Below are 16,286 nucleotides of genomic sequence, written 5' to 3'. Positions count from 1 at the left end.
CGAAGGACCCCAGCGTTTCCGCACCGGCGCCGCCGAACGCGGCCAGGGCCACGGCCTGGGCCTCACCATCGCCACCGGCCAGGCCGCCGTCCTCGCCCTCGCGGACGGGGCGGCGGTCTGACGGACGGGGTGGCGGCCTGACGGACGCTCAGCCGGTCGGCGGGAGGTGCCGGGCCGGGACGATGGCGGCGAGGTCGGAGCCGCCCGGCAGGGCGCAGGGCACGTCCTCGATCCGCGCCGACGCGTCGGCGGTCGGGAGGATCCAGTCGAAGCAGGCCCGTACGCGGGCCTCGTCCGGGGCGCCGATGCCGAAGCGGGCGTGGCCGACGGCGTCGACCGTCAGCCGGATCGCGCCCGGACGGATCTCGGCCTCCACATCGGTGCCGTGGGCTCGGCCGTAGCCCTCGGCGGCGGTGGCGGCCCATGCCGCGTCCTGCTCCGAGCGGGACGGGAGGTAGCTCTCGCTCATCCGGGCGGCGGCGCCCTGGGACACGGCGAGCGCCCTGTCCCGGGCGTCGGCGAGGGCCTGGTCCCCGCCGGGGGCGAGCCAGGAGGTCCAGACGTAGCAGGCGGCCACCGCACAGGCCGTCACGACGGCCGAGCAGACGCCGAAGACGGACAGGAGCACCGTGCGGACACGCATCGTCGGCCACCTTTCGCGGCTGGGACTTCGAGGGGACGGAACGCGAGGCCCACGGCTGCTCAGTGCTTGAACAGCGGTGGGAGAAGGATGACCGCCACCGCACCGAGGATCAGCACCAGGGCCAGCCCGAACCCGCGCAGGAGCCGGCCGACCGGTGGGCCGGAGGCGAGGGCGGTGAAGGCCGCGCCGACCACCAGCGCGATCAGCAGGACGACGCCCGCGAGGGCCACGACTCCCAGTGCCATGGGTCGATCCTGCCTCGGAGGGTGTAGGGGCTGGTGCGGGTGGTGCCGGTGAGGGCCGCAGTGCGTGAACACTCGGTGGGCACCAGGTCATTACAGCAGCTTCACAAGGCGCAAACCGGACATCGGGCTCCGTCCGAGGTCACGGCTGGATACCGTTCGTCGGCGATCGGGTTATCGATTTCGTGTTGGCCGGGTCATGGCGTAGTGTCGTGTTCACCGACGCGGGGTGGAGCAGCTCGGTAGCTCGCTGGGCTCATAACCCAGAGGTCGCAGGTTCAAATCCTGTCCCCGCTACGAAGAGGAGCCCGGATTCGGCACGCAGCGCGTGCCGAATCCGGGCTCCTTCCGTTTCCCTGCGTTCCCCACGTTCCTCAAGGGGTGGCCGGGGGGAGCCCCAGGGAGCGGAGCATGCGGGCGTGGCCCAGCCGGGACCGGGCCGCGGCTGCGGGGTCGCCGTTGCGGCGGTGGGCGGTGATGAGCAACTGCCAGGCCTCCTCGCGGAACGGGTCGATCTCCAGGCTGCGGGCGGCGGTCTGGGCTGCGGCGGCCGGGGCGCCGTCGAGGAGTTCGAGCCGGGTGAGGGCGAGCGCGGCCTCGGCGGCCTCGCGGCGGTAGTGCTCCCGGCGCTCGACCACCCACTCGGCGGGGCCGTCCTCGGGGAGCAGGTCACCGGTGTAGGTGCTGGGGGCCCGGCGCAGGCCGGCCCGGCCGCCCTGGGCCACCGCCTGGTCGAACTGCCGTACGTCGCACGACCACTGGTCGGGCACCCGGAGCTGGTAGGCCTCGCCGAGGCGCTGCAGGAGCTGCGGCGTGCCGCGCGCGGCGCCGGGCTCCAGCAGGGCGCGGAGCGAGGACACCGCGACCTGGAGCGAGCGGCCGGCGGCGGCCGGCGGGCGGCCGGGCCAGAGGGACTCCATCAGGATCTCGCGGTGCACCGGCCGGTTGGGCTGGATGGCCAGTATCCGGAGCAGGGCGCGCGCCCGGGGCCTGGTCAGGCCCCAGTCCAACAGCCGCCCGTCGCGGCCGAGTTGGAAGCCGCCGAAGCAGCGCAGGGTGGTGGCGGGGAGGGCGGGGGCGGTGGGGGCGGGAGCGAGGTGCCCCTGGAGGTGGAGCCGGAGCAGGGGTGCCACCCAGCGGCCGTCGGGGGTCAACAGGGCGCGGTCCTCGGTGAGTTCGGCCAGCAGCCAGTCGCTGTCGGTGCGGCCGGTGACGGCGTCGCAGTGCTCGGGCGTGAGCACCGGGAGGACGGCGACCTGGGCCAGGAAGCTGCGCAGTGCGGCCGGCAGCGGGGCCAGCACCTCGCGGTCCAGGTAGGCCCGGGCGAGCGGCCCCGGGCGGGAGGCGCCGCCGAGCAGGAGGAGGGCGGCGGGCCAGCCGGCCGCGAGCTCGTCCGGGGCGGTCGTGTGACCGTCCGCCGCGGCCGCCGGTCCGTCCTCGGTGGCGGCGTGCAGCCGGGCCGTCTCGGCGGGGCCGAAGCGCAGCTCGGCGGGGCCGAGCACGGTGGTGCCGGCGAGTTCACGACGGGTCAGGTTGATCAGGGGGCGGCGCCGTCCCGCCGCCACCACCCGCAGGCCGGGCGGGGCGAGCAGTGCCAGCTCCTCGACCGCGGCCTCGGCCGGGGTGCCGTGCACCTGGTGCAGGTCGTCGACCAGCAGCAGGACGGGCCGGCCGCGGCCGCCGCAGGCGCGCAGGAAGCCCTCCACCGTGCCGCCGGACTCCGGGAGTTGGCGGCCGAGCGCGGTGAGCAGCGAGTCCGTGCCGGTGGTGCCCCGGCAGGGCTGCCAGCGGACCACGCGGGTGCCGGGCCCGGCCCGGTCCGCGGCCTGGGCCAGCAGGGTGGACTTGCCGAACCCGGCCGGGGCGACCAGCAGGGCGAGCGGGCTCCGGCCCGCGTCGGCCGGCCTCGGGAGCAGCCGGTCGAGCAGCCGCTCCCGGAGCAGGACGGGCGGCCGGTCCTGCCCTCGGTCCGCCTGTCCGGTCACCCGTCCGGCCGCCCGTCCGGCCGGGGTCCGGGCCGGGCCCTCCTCGCTCGTTCCGCGCACAGTCCGCAGCGCTCCCACCTGCACGATGAGACACCATCAGTCGCCGCCCGCACCTGGGCACGGACACTGTAGGAGCTGCCCACCGCGCACACCAGAGGCGCACATCGCGCGCGCATCCGGCGCGCGGCGGGCTTGGTGCGCCGTCGAACGAGCGCCTGGACGCGGTGGACGCGGTGGACGCGGCGGACTCAGGGGCGGTACAGCTCGTCGATCTTGTCGATCTTGCCGGAGCCCTTCTCGAGGGTGACGGCGAACTGGTTGCCGTAGCAGCCGTAGGGGAGACGGACGGAGTTGCGGTCGGTCAGGCAGGTGTCGAGGTGCTTCATGAAGTCCTGGAGCGGGAGCTGCCTGGCCTTCAGGTCGTGGAGCACGGAGCTCTTGACCTCGTTGGTCAGCTGGAAGACCTTCACCGGGCCGGTGGCCTCGAAGTAGCCCTCGCCGGGGACCTCGGGGCCGCAGCGGAAGACGGTCTCCTGGGCCTTGATCCAGACCGAGGTGGAGTAGCCGACCTCGACGGCCTGGAGCACCCGGCCGACCTGGGCGGCGTTGGCGGTGCAGTCGGCGGACGGTGCGGCGCCGGGCTTGGTGGTCTTGGTGGCGCTCGGCTTGGCCGGGCCGGCGGTGGGGGTGCCGCTGGATCCGTGCGTCACCGGGGTGGCGGCCGAACCGGGCGTGGTGGCGGTGGGCGTGGCGGTGGTGCTCGGGGCGACGGCGGTGTTGGCGGTGCCCGGCGCGGCGGCGGACGAGCCTCCGTCGCCCTGCGGCCCGCAGGCGGTCAGGGCCAGGCCGGCGGTGGCCAGCAGCAGGGCGGTGGTGGCGGTGGTGGAGAACTGGCGGACTCGCATGGTGCTTCCCCCGAAAGGTGAGTGGGCGTTGGTCACCCCTCCACACGGGCGTCCCCCCGGGGTCGGTCGCACCCTCTGACGTGCTGTGACGGGAACCGGACATTGTCACGGGGGCGCGCGGGCGGGAAGTGCACGCTCCCTTGTCGGCCTCCGGGGCCGGTGGTGTGATGAAGTGACCGGTCGCTGCGCCAGGTGGGGGAGAACCCCGTGGCCCGGGCGGCGGTTCGGTCTGACGGTCCACCAGGCGGGGTACGGGGCGGCTCGACGGGGTGACGGCGGCGGCAGCGGTGATCGCGGCCGCAGCGTTGACGGCGCGGTGGTGACGGCAGTGGCGGCGGCGGCGTTCGCGGTGGCCGGGCGAGGTGACCGGGAGGCGGCGGCGGTGCGGCTGTGACGGCCGAGGCGACAAGCGGACGGCAATTCGTCGTCAAGTCGCGCGGGCCATGCTCGTTCCGGCAAGCGCACGACGAGGAGGACGGCATGACGGGTGGGAAGAGCGGCGGGCACGCGGTCGTCGCAGGGGCTGGGATCGGCGGGCTGCTCGCGGCCCGGGTGCTGTCGGAGACGTACGAGCGGGTGACCGTGGTGGACCGGGACGCGCTCCCGGAGACGGCGGCCGCCCGGCGCGGGGTTCCGCAGAGCGGGCACGCGCACGGAATGCTGGCCAAGGGCTTCCAGGTGCTGGAGGAGCTCTTCCCCGGCCTCGGTGAGGACCTGGTCGGCCAGGGGGCGCTGGTCCGGGACGCGCAGGCGGACGTGCGCTGGTTCAACGACGGGTACGAGATGAAGCAGGCGCACTCGGGCCTGCCCTGTCTGCTGGTCAGCCGGCCCGCGCTGGAGCGCTACCTGCGCTCCCGGGTGGCCGCGCTGCCCGGTGTGGAGGTGCGCGACCGCTGCGAGGTGCTGGAGCCGGTCGCCGACCCGACCCGGAGCCGGATCACCGGGGTGCGGGTGCTGGAGGTCAACGCCGAGCCGGAGCAGCTGACGGCCGACCTGTTCGTCGACTCGACCGGCCGCAGCAACCGGGGCGAGGCCTGGCTGCGCTCGCTCGGCTACCAGCCGGCCCCGGAGGAGCGGATCGACTCCAAGGTGGTCTACGTCTCCCGGGAGTACGTGCGCCGGGCCGGCGAGGCCGACGCCGACGCGTACGTGGTCGGCGCCACCGGGGCGGTCCCGCGCGGCGGCGTGGCGCTCAGCGCCGAGGGGGACCGCTGGCTGGTCACCATGTTCGGCATGAACGGCGACCACCCGCCGGTGGACCCGGAGGGCTACCTGGGCTTCGCCGCCCGGCTGGCCGTGCCCGAGCTGCACCGGCTGATCGAGCGTCTGGAGCCGGTCACCGAGCCCAAGTTGATGCGCATTCCGGTCTCCATCCGGCGGCGCTACGAGAAGGTCGAGCGGATGCCGGAGGGCTACCTGGTCTTCGGCGACGCGATCTGCCAGTTCAACCCGACCTACGGCCAGGGCATGACGGCGGCGGCCTGCCAGGCCGAGGCGCTGCGCGAGGCGTTCGGCCGGCTGCGCGGGGCCGCCGCCGCGAAGGAGTTCTTCCGCCGGGCGGCGCAGGTCACGGACGTGCCGTGGGACATGTCGGTGGGGGCCGACCTGCGGTACCCGTTCGTGGAGGGCAGGCGCACCCTGCGGGTCAAGCTGCTCAACCGGTACGTGGGCCGGCTGCACCGGGCCGCGGCCGAGGACGCCGCCACCGGCCGGGAGTTCCTGTGGGTGGCCAACCTCCAGGCGCCGCCGCAGCGGCTGTTCGCCTGGAAGGTGCTCGGCCAGGTGCTGCGGCCGCGTCCGTCGCGGGCGGCCGCACGGCCGGCGGTGCGGACCTCGGCACAGCCGGGGACCTCGGCCACCTGAACGCCGGGACCGTCGCGGGGGACCGGCGGGGAACCGTCGGTGGCGACGGGCGGGGAACTGTCGGTGGGGACCGGCAGGATGGCGGGATGGACGAACACGACGAGGAGCTGTTGCTACGGGGCCGGGTCTACGGCGCCGACCACGGGGCGCCCGACCAGGGGCCGCTGCCCGGCCGCGTCTACCGCGAGCTGGTCGGGGGTCCGCTGGACGGGCTGCTGCTGGACGTCACCGGCACGGCCGAGGACGAACTGGCGGCGGGGGCGGCCCTGGTGACGGAGCTCGGCTCGCACGGTCCCGGCGGACGGGCGCACTACGAACCGCGCCCGTCCGACCAGGGCAAGTGGGACTGGGTCGGCGACTCGCTCTGACGAGCCGCCCGCCCGGAGGAGCGGGCCACCCTGGCCCACGGGGGTGGTCAGGGTGGCCCGCTCGCTCGGTGTGGCCCGCTCCGCTCGGCGCGGCACGCCGCTCGCGGTCCTCGCCCTCCGGGGCCGCCCGGTGGCGGGGTCAGGCGCTGAAGGCCTCCTGGTAGGCGGGGGTGGTGATCGGCAGGCGGCTGAGCAGCGGCTCGGGGAGGTCGAAGGCGTCCACCAGGGGGAGGGCGTGCCCGGCCAGCCGGTTGAGGGAGCTTTCGCGCAGGGCGGGGAGTTCGGCGGCCTGACGGGCGGTCAGGGCGCCGGTGGCCAGCAGGCCGGTGGAGTGGCGGTCGATCCGATCCAGGGTGAACAGCCGGTGCAGGTCGGCCAGCAGGCTCCGCGCGGTCGGCTCGGTGGCGGCCTCGGCCCAGGCCAGCAGCGCGGCTCCGGCGGCGTGCTCGGCCCTGGCGGTGACGGCGGCCAGCGAGTCGGGGGCGGCGGCGTTCCACCGGTCGATCGCCTCTCCGGCGGGGGCCTCGCGGAGCAGTACCCGGGCCCGGCCGAGGTGGTGGCGCCCGGCGGCGGCCAGGAGGGCTTGGCGCCCGGCGGGGTCGCGGAGCGCGCGGTGCACGGGGGCACCGTCACCGTCGGCCGGGACGGCCGCCGCTGACGCACCGTCGGCGGCGAGGAGCAGCTCGGCGGCGGCCTTGGCCCAGAGGGCGAGGTTGTCGCCCTCGGCGGTGATGGTGCCCTCGATGTCGGCGGCCAGGGCGGTGAGCCCGTTCACCGGGAGCAGGCCCTGGGCGCCGCAGCGCTCGCGGCTCTCCAGGATCAACTCGCGTGCCTGCCAGGTGTTCCAGCCCTTGGTGACGGCCACCTGCCGTTCTGCGGCGTCCCGTGCGGCCGGGTCGGCCGGGTCGTGGGCCAGCCAGCCGGCCAGCGTCCGGCGGTGCAGGGCGGTCATCGCGTAGACGGTGGCCAGGCCGGCCAGCAGCGGGCCGTGGTGCGTGCGGTGGGCCCAGAGCGGCACCCGTCGGTCCGGCCGGGCCCCGCTGACCCGGCGGTGCTGCGAGTACCGGACGGCGGTGGCCAGCGCGGCCCGCGCACCGCCGATCGCACTGGCGCTCATGCAGAGCTTGCCGGCCGTCACCCGGCCGATCGCGGCCAGGAAACGTTTCCGCTTGCTGCCGAAGGCGCTGCCGAGCGTGCCGTCGTCGGCGAGCCGTCCGTGCGCGCCGGTGAGCAGGGCTTCGAAGGGGAGCACCACCCGGTCGAAGGAGGTCAGGCAGTGGTCCACCGGACTGCCGGGGCGCTGCGGCAGCGGGTGCACGGTGACGCCGGGCAGCGGATGGCCGGTCTCGTCGGTGAGCGGGGTGAGGAAGAGGAAGACCCCGTGGTCGCGCCCGTCGGCCCGGAGCCGGGCCGCGACCACGGCGGACTTGGCGCCGCCGGTCGGGCCCGTGTTGGGCATGAACTTGGCGGCGGACGGGGCGGGGGTGTGCAGCGTGAAGGTGCGGCCGGTGCGGTCGTAGTCGGCGGTGGTCTCCAGCGCGGCGGCGTCGTTGCCGTGGCCGAGCTCGGTGCAGAGGAAGGTGCCGATCCGCTCCATCCGCAGGTACGCGTCCAACGGGCGCTTGGGGGAGGCGTCGTGGTCGAGCAGGCTGCCCAGGAAGAGGTTGTAGTGGATGCCGGAGAGCACGGTGAGCGCCCCGTCGGCCGGGCCGGTCCACTCGTGCATGGCCGCCAGCCGCTCGGGCGAGGCGGCCAGGGCGGCGGCGTCCACGCTCGCGTTCACGGCGCGCAACCGACGGTAGGAGGCGGCGAGTTGCTCGGAGGCGGGGTCTTCCGGGCGGCGGTGCATGCGGGGATCGGCCACCAGGTCGCGCCAGGGGCGGTGGACGCGGTCGTGGTCGGGGCCGAAGAGGAGCCGCGTCAGCTCGGCGGTGGGGGCATGGTCGTGCGTGTGCGTGTGCGTGTGCGTGTGCGTGTGCGTGTGCGTGTGCGCTTGCGTGTGCTCGTGCCCCGGGACGGGAGCGGACCGGCTGTGCGGGATCATGGTCATACGTGGGGAATTGATCTACCGTCGGATCGGTCACGGCCGTGTGAGGGAGATCACCGTCCGGTGACGGCCCGTCGGGCGATCTTCGTCAGGACCGAGGGGTGCATCAGCAGGGAGGACGGGGCGGTCATGTTGGCCACTCGGACGAAGCGGGTCCAGACGTCGGCGTCGTACCGGGCGAGTGCGAACACCTGCTGGTTGAACCAGTGCGCGAAGCGGGCGGCCAGGGGCCGGTCCGACTCGCTCCACATCAGGTCCGAGGTGGTGGAGAGCGACCAGGGCACCTTGATGATCGCGGCCGCCCGGCGCAGGTAGTCCCGGCTCAGGCCCGCCAGGCCCGTGCCCGCCGCCCGGCGACGGCGCAGCAGTGAGCCCAGCATGTCGGTCTCGATGGCGGGGACGGTCAGCCCCTGGCCGTAGACCGGGTTGAAGACGCAGAGCGCGTCGCCGATCGCGATCAGCCCCTCCGGCCAGCCGGGGTTGCGGTGGTGCAGGCGCCAGGTGCTGCCGGGGTTGGTGTAGCGGTGCAGCTCGTCGTGGCTGCTGCGGCGGGCGATGTGCTCGGCCAGGCGCGGGTTGTCCAGGCTGCGGGCGTACTCCAGGAAGCCGTCCGGGTCGGTGGGCGGATGCTGCTCGAAGCCGAACAGCGAGCAGACCCAGCGGCCGTTCTCCACCGCCAGCATCGCGCCGCCGCGCCGCACCGAGGGGGCGAAGCTCATCTGGTACGCGAGATCGTAGTCCTGCGGCTCCGTGGTGCGGTCGAAGACCATCGTGGTGTAGGTGATCTTCGCCTTGACCGTGTTCCGCGCCGAGACCGGCAGCCGGGCCCCGGTCAGCCACTCGTCGATCGCGGTGGTGCGGCCGGAGGCGTCGACCACCAGGTCGGCATCGGCCTCCAGCTCCTCGCCGGCCGCGGTCCGGTAGCGGACCGACCCGATCCGGCCGTCGGTGGCGCGGCCCAGGCCCTGGACGCGGACCCCGCCGAGCAGCCGGACCGGCGGCAGGTCGAGCACCCGGCCGCGGATCCGCCGCTCCAGCTCGTCCCGGGTGAAGCACTGCACCCGCACCCCGGTGGTGGTCCGGGTGGCGTAGCCGGTCGGCAGCAGGAAGCTGATCCGCTCCCCGTAGTCGAAGACCGGCGCCCCGAGCGCCTCCAACTCCGCACGCAGACCCGGGAAGAGCTCCTCCAGCACCTCGGCGCCCTTGGCCAGCATCGCGTGCGCGTGGTACCCCTGCGGGGCGCTCGGGTGCGCACCGGTCTCCCGGTCCATCACGTCCCGCTCCAGCACCAGGACCTCGGCGAAGTGGTCGGCCAGGGTCCGCGCAGCCAGCAGGCCGGCGTAGCCGCCGCCGATCACCACGGCCCGTCCCCAGGCCGGGCTTCCCGCGCTCGTCTCGTCCATGCCTGCCGCTCCCCGCTCGTCGGGCCACCCGTCCGTGCCCCACTCCATCCTGTGGCTCCGGGGGTGATCAAGGGGGACCGAGGGGCGCGCGGAGGTGCACGGGCGGCACTGACGCGGTGTCAGGGTGCGCTGGGTGGAGCCCCGTTGGCGGGTCGGTGCTCCGGAAGACGGGCCTGGAGGTCCGCGAGCAGCGCGCGCAGGGCGGCCACGTCGTCCTTGTCGGCGACCTGGTCGCCGGGCCGCAGCCGGACCAGCAGCGTGCCGCCCGGCTCCAGCACCACCAGGGAGGCCTCCTCGATGGAGTCACCGCCCTGGTGGTGCACCGCGACGTCCAGGTCCGCCGGGCGCAGCCCCTGACGGCGGATCATGCGGCGGTCGTACGCCCCGTCCCGCGCCAGCACCGTCTCGGTCCCCTGGAACAGCCGCGAGAACCAGTCCCAGCGGGCGGCCTGACGCACCAGCACCGCATCGGTGAAGAGCAGCACGACGGCGCCGAACAGGCCGCCGCTGAGCGAGTTGTCGTCCCCGATGACGGCGTTCTGCACCACGTTGGAGAGCAGCAGCATGACCACCAGGTCGAAGGTGTTCAGCTGCGCCAGCCCGCGCTTGCCGACCACCCGGAGCAGCACCAGCAGCGCCAGGTAGACCACCACGGTCCGGACGGCCTTCTCGGCGTACGGGACGCCCGCGTCGAACAAGTCCTGCCACATCCGCCCGAGGCTAACCGTGGTGTGGCCATCGCCCGCCGCACCGCGCCGCCACCCGTCCCCGGTCGGCCCAGCGCCGGCCCGGCCTCGGTCCACGGCATGCCCGCCGCGACCTCGAAGCCCGAGGCCTCGTCCGGCCGAGGGACAGGGAGGGGGCTCCGGTGGGGGTGGGGGCCACCGGAGCCGGTGGGGTCAGTGGGCGCGGTCCTGGAGGTCGGCCATGGCGACGGCGGCGCGGATGTACTTGTTGCGGCCGAGGTCGCCGATGTTCTTGATCTTCAGGGCTTCGAGGGCGGTGCCGTGGGCGTCGGTCAGTCCGGCCAGGGCCGCGACCGGGGCGTTGAGCACCTCCTCGAGGGTGAGGTTCTCGTAGGCCTTGTCGAGGAGCTTGTCGAGGTCGGCGGTCACCGTCATGGCACAGGTCCCTTGCTTGTCGGAGCGGTCTCCCGACAGCAAACCCGTCGCGGGCGGGCCCCGCACTCCGGATGCGGCGCCCGGATGAGAGCGCGGGGCCGGTCCTGGCTCCGCTCCCGTGCCCGACGTCGGCGGTGGTGGCAGAAAAGGTGGGAAGTGCGTCATTGCTGACGCGGCGTCGGCGCTGGGAGGGTGGAGGGCATGGAGCAGCGCAGTGTGCTGGTGGTCCTCTTCGAGGACGTGCAGAGCCTGGACGCCACCGGGCCGTTGGAGGTGTTCGCCGGGGCGGGCGGGGTGTCGTCCGGGTACCGGGTGAGCACCGCCGCGCTCGGTGGGGGGCCGGTGCGGGCGGACAGCGGGCTGCGGCTGCTGCCCGACCACGACCTCGCGGAGGTCGGCCCGCCGCACACCCTGGTGGTGCCCGGCGGCCAGGGCACGCAGCGGCCGGACCCGGCGCTGGTGCGGCGGATCGCCGAACTGGCCGCCGGGGCCGAGCGGGTGGCCTCGGTCTGCACCGGCGCGTTCCTGCTCGCCGAGGCCGGTCTGCTGGCCGGCCGCCGGGCCACCACGCACTGGGCCTACTGCGAGGCGCTGGCCCGCCGCTTCCCCGAGACCGAGGTCGACCCGGAACCGATTCACGTCCGGGACGGCCCGATCGCCACCTCGGCCGGGGTGACGGCCGGGATCGACCTGGCGCTGGCCCTGGTCGAGGAGGACCACGGCCGGGAGGCCGCGCTGACCATCGCCCGGCACCTGGTGATGTTCCTGCGCAGGCCGGGCGGCCAGGCGCAGTTCTCCGTCCAGCTCTCCGCCCAACTGGCGGAGCGGCAGCCGCTGCGCGAGCTCCAGCAGTGGATCGCCGAGCACCCGGCGGAGGACCTCTCGGTCCCCGCGCTCGCCCTCCGGGCCGCGCTGTCGCCCCGTCACTTCGCCCGTGCCTTCACGGCCGAGGTCGGCGTCACGCCCGGCCGCTACGTGGACGGCGTCCGGCTGGAGGCGGCCCGGCACCGCCTGGAGGCGGGGCGGGAGGGGATCGAGGAGGTCGCACGGGCGTGCGGCTACGGCACCGCGGAGGCGATGCGCCTGGCCTTCGCCCGCACCCTCGCGGTGACGCCGGGGGAGTACCGCCGGAAGTTCGCCGCCGAGCCGAACTGAGGTGGCGCGGGGGTGCGGCCACGGCACGGCGGAGGCGACGCGCCGGGCTCTCGCCGGATGGCCCCGCGGTGGCGTCCGGGGAGTACCGCCGGAGGTTCGCCGCCGAGCTGCTCCGCTGCGGGTTGCTCGGCTCCGAGTTGCTCCGCTCCGAGCTGCTGCGAGCCGCTCGGTTTCGATGAGGAAGACGACCAGGGAGGAAGACCATGAAGATCGCGATCCTGCTCTACGACCGCTTCACCACACTGGACGCCGTGGGCCCGTACGAGGTGCTCGGCCGGATGCCGGGCGTGGAGGTGGTGTTCACGGCCGCGGCGGCCGGACCGGTCCGCGGCGACCAGGGCAGTCTGGCGTTGGTGGCGGACGCGGCGTTGGCGGAGGTGACCGCGGCCGATCTGCTGCTGGTGCCGGGCGGGCCCGGTACGGAGGCCGTCCTGACGGACCCGCAGGTGCTCGACTGGGTGCGGGAGGTGGACGCGGGGAGCAGCTGGACCACTTCGGTCTGCTCGGGCTCGCTGATCCTGGCCGCGGCCGGTCTGCTGACCGGGCGGCGGGCGACCACGCACTGGGCCGGCCACGAGGTGCTGGCCCGCTTCGGCGCCGTGCCGGCCGAGGAGCGGGTGGTCTTCGACGGCAAGTACGCGACCGCCGCCGGGGTTTCGGCCGGGATCGACCTCGGCCTTCACCTGGCCGGGCTGATCGCGGGGGACGCGGTGGCCCAGGCGATCCAGTTGATCACGGAGTACGACCCGCAACCGCCGTACCGGGCCGGCTCCTTGGCCACCGCGCCGGCGGAGGTGGTGGCCTCGGTCCGGGCTGCCGGGATCGAGGTGGATCCGGCGCTGATCGACCCGGCCTCGCCGTTGGCGGCGGCCGCCCGGGCCTGAGACGCGAAGGGGCGGGGGCACGGGAGACGAGGAGCGGGGGGACGAGGAACGGGGGGACGAGGAGCGGGGGGACGAGGAGCGGGGCGGCGGCGCGTCCGGCGGCACAGGGGAGTGCCGGACGTGCCGCCGCCCCGCTCTGTCGCTCCGTCAGGCGGAGGGGTGGGTACAGAGGGTGGTCTGCTGCTCCGGGGTCAGTGCCGGGGCGGTGGTGACGCAGACGATGCTCAGCTCGTTGGTGACCACCTTGGGGGTGGAGACCGAGGCCGTGCCGGTGCGCAGGGCGGTGGTCGAGGAGACCGTCAGCCAGGGGCTGCCCCAGGCGCGCTGGGTCTTGAGCTCGACCTTGACCAGCACCGGCTGAGCGCTGGTGGAGGTGAGCCGTGCCAGGCCGGCCAGGCCGCCGCCGTCCCGCTGCTGCCAGGCGCAGGGCTGGCCGGCGAACGAGGTCTCGGTGGCGCAGGTGACCGGACCGGAGGTCACCGCCGGAGCGGCGGAGGCCGTGGCGGGCACGGCGAGAAGGGCGGTCATACCGACAGCAACGGCTGCGATGCGGGTGCGCATTACGGTGTACTCCCTAGGAATCGAAGGCTTTTGGCCCGACGGGGTGAGTCTTGCACACCGTGCGCGCATCATCACTGTGTGGATCGTCACACGCTTGGTAGCCACGTGAACACCGTGGGCTACCGACATGGACGGCTCGCGACCGCGGGGCGGTCGAAGTGAACGACCGTCGTCCGCCGGGCCACCGGAGCTGGTGGGCGGCGGGCGTTCGGGGGCGGTCGGACCATCCTCCGTGTGCTCCGGCGCACACCTGATGCCGGCCGTCGGCGACGGCGGGCGACGGGAACTCGCCGACGCTGTCCGTGACTTGCTGTACGAAGTGGACGGCCGGTGGTGGACGCACCAACGGTCGGACCGTCCCCTGGCCGGTGGCCCGCATCGGTGCGAGCAGGGTATGTTCAACTCCCTTCTGTTGCAGACTGATTGCTGGGGGAGCCGGATCCGTGGGGCGTGCCGGTTCTGCCATCTCGTTCGCGTGGGAAGCACCGGCTTCGCCTGACGGGTCGTCACTGTCCGTGGTGAGCTGAACCGGTACAGCAAGCCGTGACCGGGCGGCACGGATGCGGCTCGTCAGGCCGTACGATGAGCGCGGACCGCCCCGCGGCACACGGGACCACCGTCCTGGACGGCCGATGGATTCCGCCATGGCTCCGTCCAGTCGGACGAGTCCCTCACCGTGGTGTGCGTGGCCTTCCCGGACCGGGACGGTCGCGTCGGTGGTCCGCCAAGCTTCTCCCGTCGCCCTCGGGCGGGCGGGGCGATCGGGTTCCGGACCTCGCGGGGCCGGGCGCCGGTGTGCGGTACGGGCCGGTGCTCAGGCGTGCACCTCGCGGGCGCGGAAGTCCTCCACCGTCTCACGGCGGATCAGCAGCCGTGCCCGGCCGTCCCGGACGGCGGCCACCGCGGGCCGGCCGACCAGGTTGTAGCCGGAGGCCATCGAGAGTTGGTAGGCCCCGGCTGCCGGAACGGCCAGCAGGTCTCCCGGCCGCAGGTCGGCGGGCAGCCGGGCGGCCCGGACCAGGACGTCGCCCGCCTCGCAGTGGCGCCCCACCACGTCCACCTCGCGCAGGGCGGCGGCGGCCGCCGGGGCCCGGCCGGTCAGGCGGGCGCAGTAGCGGGAGCCGTAGAGGGCGGGGCGCGGGTTGTCGCTCATGCCGCCGTCCACCGCGGCGAACACCCGGCCGTCGGTGCCGGTCTTGACGGTCAGCACCCGGTAGAGCGCGACCCCGGCGGAGGCGACGACGGCCCGGCCCGGTTCGAGCAACAGCCTTGGCAGGTCCAGGCGGTGGAGCGCGCACTGCTCGGCGAGGCGCCCGTGCAGGGCGTCGGCGAGGTGGTGCGGGTCGAGGCCCCGCTCGCCCGGCAGGTACGGCACGCCGTGTCCGCCGCCGAGGTCGAGCTCGGGCACCTGCACGCCGTGCCGGTCCCGGATCTCGGCGAGCAGTGCGACCAGGCGGTCGACGGCCGTCAAGTAGGGCTCGGTGGAGGTGATTTGGGAGCCGAGATGGCAGTGCAGCCCGGCCAGGACCAGCCCCGGCTGCTCCAGCACGCGCCGCACCGCCTCGGCGGCGTCGCCGCCCTCCAGGGCGAAGCCGAACTTCTGGCCGGTGACGCCGGTGCGGACGGCCTCGTGGTGGCCGGCCGCCACTCCGGGGACCACGCGGACCAGCACCCGCTGCGGTACGTCCGCGACGGTGAGGGCGGCGAGCCGGGTGATCTCGGCGTGGTTGTCGACCGCGATCCGGCCGACCCGCAGGCGCCGCGCCAGCCGCAGCTCCTCGGGGCACTTGGCGTTGCCGTGCAGCAGGATCCGCTCGGGCGGGAAGCCGGCGGCCGCGGCCAGCCGCAGTTCGCCCTCCGAGCAGACGTCCAGTCCGAGCCCCTCCTCGGCCACCCATCCGGCCACGGCCGAGGAGAGGAACGCCTTTGCGGCGTACAGCACTTCGGCCTCCGGGAAGGCGGCGCGGTAGTCGCGGCAGCGGGCCCGTAGCTCGGCCTCGTCCAGGACGTAGAGCGGGGTGCCGAAGCGGTCGGCGGCCTCGGCGAGGCTGACCCCGCCGATGGACAGGTCACCGGAGGGGGTGTCGGTGGTGGTGGCGGGCCAGGGGGAGCCGAGAGGGGTCGGGGCATGGGTGGAGCTGGTGGAGTCGGTGGTGTCGGTGAGATCGGTGGGGTCGGTGGGGTCGTCGGGGTGGAGGCGGAAGCAGGTGGTCACGGGGTGCGCTCCGAGGGGATGGGTGGGCCGGGTTCGGTCCGACGCTAGGGCGGATGACCGCGGAGGGATGGACTCCTGACGCTCCGTTGACCGTTGGCGTCCCGGTCCGTACGGGTTCTTGACATCGCTGGGGTGACGGCAGGGCGGCCGCCGGGGGCCGTGTCAGGGAAGTGTTGGGATTCGAACGGCCCTCGTCAGGGAAGCGTCAACGGGCGACTCAGGGGGGTGCGGGAGCGGTTTTGCTGTCTGCCACACAGCCGGACGAGCGAGAGCAGGGGACAGCGGGATGGACGAGCAGGGCGGGGACCGGGAGACACGGCGGCCGCGGCGGATCGTCGTCGGGGTGAGCGGCTCGCTGGGCAGCCTCGCCGCGCTGCACCGGGCCGTCGCGGAGGCGCGGTGGACCGGCTCCGAACTGCTGGCCGTGCTGGCCTGGCTCCCGCAGGGCGGAGAGGCCGGCTACCGCCGGGCCCCCTGCCCGCCGCTGCTGACGGTGTGGGAGGAGAGCGCGACGGCGCGGCTGGCGGAGGCCCTGGAGGCCGCGTTCGGTGACGGCGGGCCGGTGGGCGTGCGGCTGAGGAGCTGCGTGGTGCGCGGGGAGACGGCGCGGGCACTGGCGCTGTTCGCCGACCGGCCGGACGACCTGGTGGTGGTCGGCGCGGGCAGCGGCAGCCTCCTGCGCAGGGGTCTGCGGGCGTCGGTGCCGGCGGAGTGCCTCAAGCGGGCCGTGTGTCCGGTGCTCGCGGTGCCGAGGCCGTCGCTGCAGCGGGAGTTGGAGGGCCGGTCGTGGCGGCACCTGTGGCACCTCCCGGTGGGGGCGGTGCCCGCAGCCGGGGTGGGGCGCGTCGCGCGGGAGCGGTGACGTGTCGCCTCCGGCTCGGTCGGCCGGGGGTG

General features: G+C 74.8%; 15 protein-coding genes and 1 tRNA gene. 6 read left to right on the top strand and 10 right to left on the bottom strand.

Annotated features, from left to right (window positions below; translation table 11 throughout):
• Nucleotides 1–148 precede the first annotated feature (148 nt).
• Both ACWEPF_RS21485 and ACWEPF_RS21480 read right to left on the bottom strand, forming a co-directional pair.
• Nucleotides 149–643: a hypothetical protein gene (locus ACWEPF_RS21485; protein ID WP_452173793.1), complete on the bottom strand. Its 495-nt coding sequence runs from the start codon at nucleotides 641–643 to the stop codon at nucleotides 149–151.
• Nucleotides 644–702: 59 nt separating this feature from the next.
• On the bottom strand, nucleotides 703–888 hold the full coding sequence (locus tag ACWEPF_RS21480; RefSeq protein ID WP_452173792.1) for a hypothetical protein: 186 nt from the start codon (nucleotides 886–888) through the stop codon (nucleotides 703–705).
• Between the two features lie 220 nt (nucleotides 889–1,108).
• Here ACWEPF_RS21480 and ACWEPF_RS21475 point away from each other — a divergent pair.
• A tRNA-Met gene (locus ACWEPF_RS21475) sits at nucleotides 1,109–1,182 on the top strand.
• Between the two features lie 77 nt (nucleotides 1,183–1,259).
• Here ACWEPF_RS21475 and ACWEPF_RS21470 read toward each other — a convergent pair.
• Together ACWEPF_RS21470 and ACWEPF_RS21465 are read right to left on the bottom strand one after the other, a co-directional pair.
• Complete coding sequence (locus ACWEPF_RS21470) at nucleotides 1,260–2,930, bottom strand: BTAD domain-containing putative transcriptional regulator (protein WP_452173791.1); 1,671 nt, start codon at nucleotides 2,928–2,930, stop codon at nucleotides 1,260–1,262.
• A gap of 188 nt (nucleotides 2,931–3,118) precedes the next feature.
• Nucleotides 3,119–3,775, bottom strand: a complete 657-nt coding sequence (locus ACWEPF_RS21465; RefSeq protein ID WP_452173790.1) for a hypothetical protein — start codon at nucleotides 3,773–3,775, stop codon at nucleotides 3,119–3,121.
• A 480-nt stretch (nucleotides 3,776–4,255) separates the two neighbouring features.
• On the opposite strand from ACWEPF_RS21465, the gene ACWEPF_RS21460 reads away from it, so the two are divergent.
• Both ACWEPF_RS21460 and ACWEPF_RS21455 read left to right on the top strand, forming a co-directional pair.
• On the top strand, nucleotides 4,256–5,638 hold the full coding sequence (locus ACWEPF_RS21460) for an NAD(P)/FAD-dependent oxidoreductase (RefSeq protein ID WP_449795089.1): 1,383 nt from the start codon (nucleotides 4,256–4,258) through the stop codon (nucleotides 5,636–5,638).
• A gap of 86 nt (nucleotides 5,639–5,724) precedes the next feature.
• On the top strand, nucleotides 5,725–6,006 hold the full coding sequence (locus tag ACWEPF_RS21455; RefSeq protein WP_345280942.1) for a hypothetical protein: 282 nt from the start codon (nucleotides 5,725–5,727) through the stop codon (nucleotides 6,004–6,006).
• Nucleotides 6,007–6,145: 139 nt separating this feature from the next.
• On the opposite strand, the gene ACWEPF_RS21450 is transcribed toward ACWEPF_RS21455, so the two are convergent.
• The 4 genes from ACWEPF_RS21450 to ACWEPF_RS21435 form a co-directional block, all read right to left on the bottom strand.
• A complete protein-coding gene (locus ACWEPF_RS21450; RefSeq protein ID WP_452173789.1) occupies nucleotides 6,146–7,870 on the bottom strand; it encodes an acyl-CoA dehydrogenase family protein in 1,725 nt (574 codons plus the stop codon).
• Between the two features lie 236 nt (nucleotides 7,871–8,106).
• Nucleotides 8,107–9,456, bottom strand: coding sequence for an FAD-dependent oxidoreductase (locus tag ACWEPF_RS21445; RefSeq protein WP_452173788.1), 1,350 nt, complete (start codon nucleotides 9,454–9,456; stop codon nucleotides 8,107–8,109).
• A gap of 119 nt (nucleotides 9,457–9,575) precedes the next feature.
• Nucleotides 9,576–10,166, bottom strand: a complete 591-nt coding sequence (locus tag ACWEPF_RS21440; RefSeq protein WP_452173787.1) for a DUF421 domain-containing protein — start codon at nucleotides 10,164–10,166, stop codon at nucleotides 9,576–9,578.
• A 189-nt stretch (nucleotides 10,167–10,355) separates the two neighbouring features.
• Nucleotides 10,356–10,577: a hypothetical protein gene (locus ACWEPF_RS21435; protein ID WP_380150470.1), complete on the bottom strand. Its 222-nt coding sequence runs from the start codon at nucleotides 10,575–10,577 to the stop codon at nucleotides 10,356–10,358.
• Nucleotides 10,578–10,778: 201 nt separating this feature from the next.
• On the opposite strand from ACWEPF_RS21435, the gene ACWEPF_RS21430 reads away from it, so the two are divergent.
• Together ACWEPF_RS21430 and ACWEPF_RS21425 are read left to right on the top strand one after the other, a co-directional pair.
• Complete coding sequence (locus tag ACWEPF_RS21430) at nucleotides 10,779–11,732, top strand: GlxA family transcriptional regulator (RefSeq protein ID WP_452173786.1); 954 nt, start codon at nucleotides 10,779–10,781, stop codon at nucleotides 11,730–11,732.
• 203 nt (nucleotides 11,733–11,935) lie between these two features.
• Nucleotides 11,936–12,616, top strand: coding sequence for a DJ-1/PfpI family protein (locus ACWEPF_RS21425; protein WP_452173785.1), 681 nt, complete (start codon nucleotides 11,936–11,938; stop codon nucleotides 12,614–12,616).
• 147 nt (nucleotides 12,617–12,763) lie between these two features.
• Here the strand turns inward: ACWEPF_RS21425 and ACWEPF_RS21420 are convergent, their stop codons facing one another.
• Nucleotides 12,764–13,144 (bottom strand): hypothetical protein, encoded by a 381-nt coding sequence (locus ACWEPF_RS21420; protein ID WP_452173784.1) that lies wholly within the window; start codon nucleotides 13,142–13,144, stop codon nucleotides 12,764–12,766.
• Between the two features lie 847 nt (nucleotides 13,145–13,991).
• The gene (gene lysA / locus ACWEPF_RS21415; protein ID WP_452173783.1) at nucleotides 13,992–15,392 is read right to left on the bottom strand and encodes a diaminopimelate decarboxylase; all 1,401 of its coding nucleotides are present in this window, start codon (nucleotides 15,390–15,392) and stop codon (nucleotides 13,992–13,994) included.
• A gap of 286 nt (nucleotides 15,393–15,678) precedes the next feature.
• Here lysA and ACWEPF_RS21410 point away from each other — a divergent pair, with 286 nt between their 5' ends.
• Nucleotides 15,679–16,254, top strand: coding sequence for a universal stress protein (locus ACWEPF_RS21410; RefSeq protein ID WP_452173782.1), 576 nt, complete (start codon nucleotides 15,679–15,681; stop codon nucleotides 16,252–16,254).
• Nucleotides 16,255–16,286: the final 32 nt, after the last annotated feature.

The sequence above is a fragment of the Kitasatospora sp. NPDC004289 genome (genome assembly GCF_053602875.1).
Note: the sequence above shows the minus strand (reverse complement) of the source record. Positions and strands in the feature narration are given on the sequence as shown.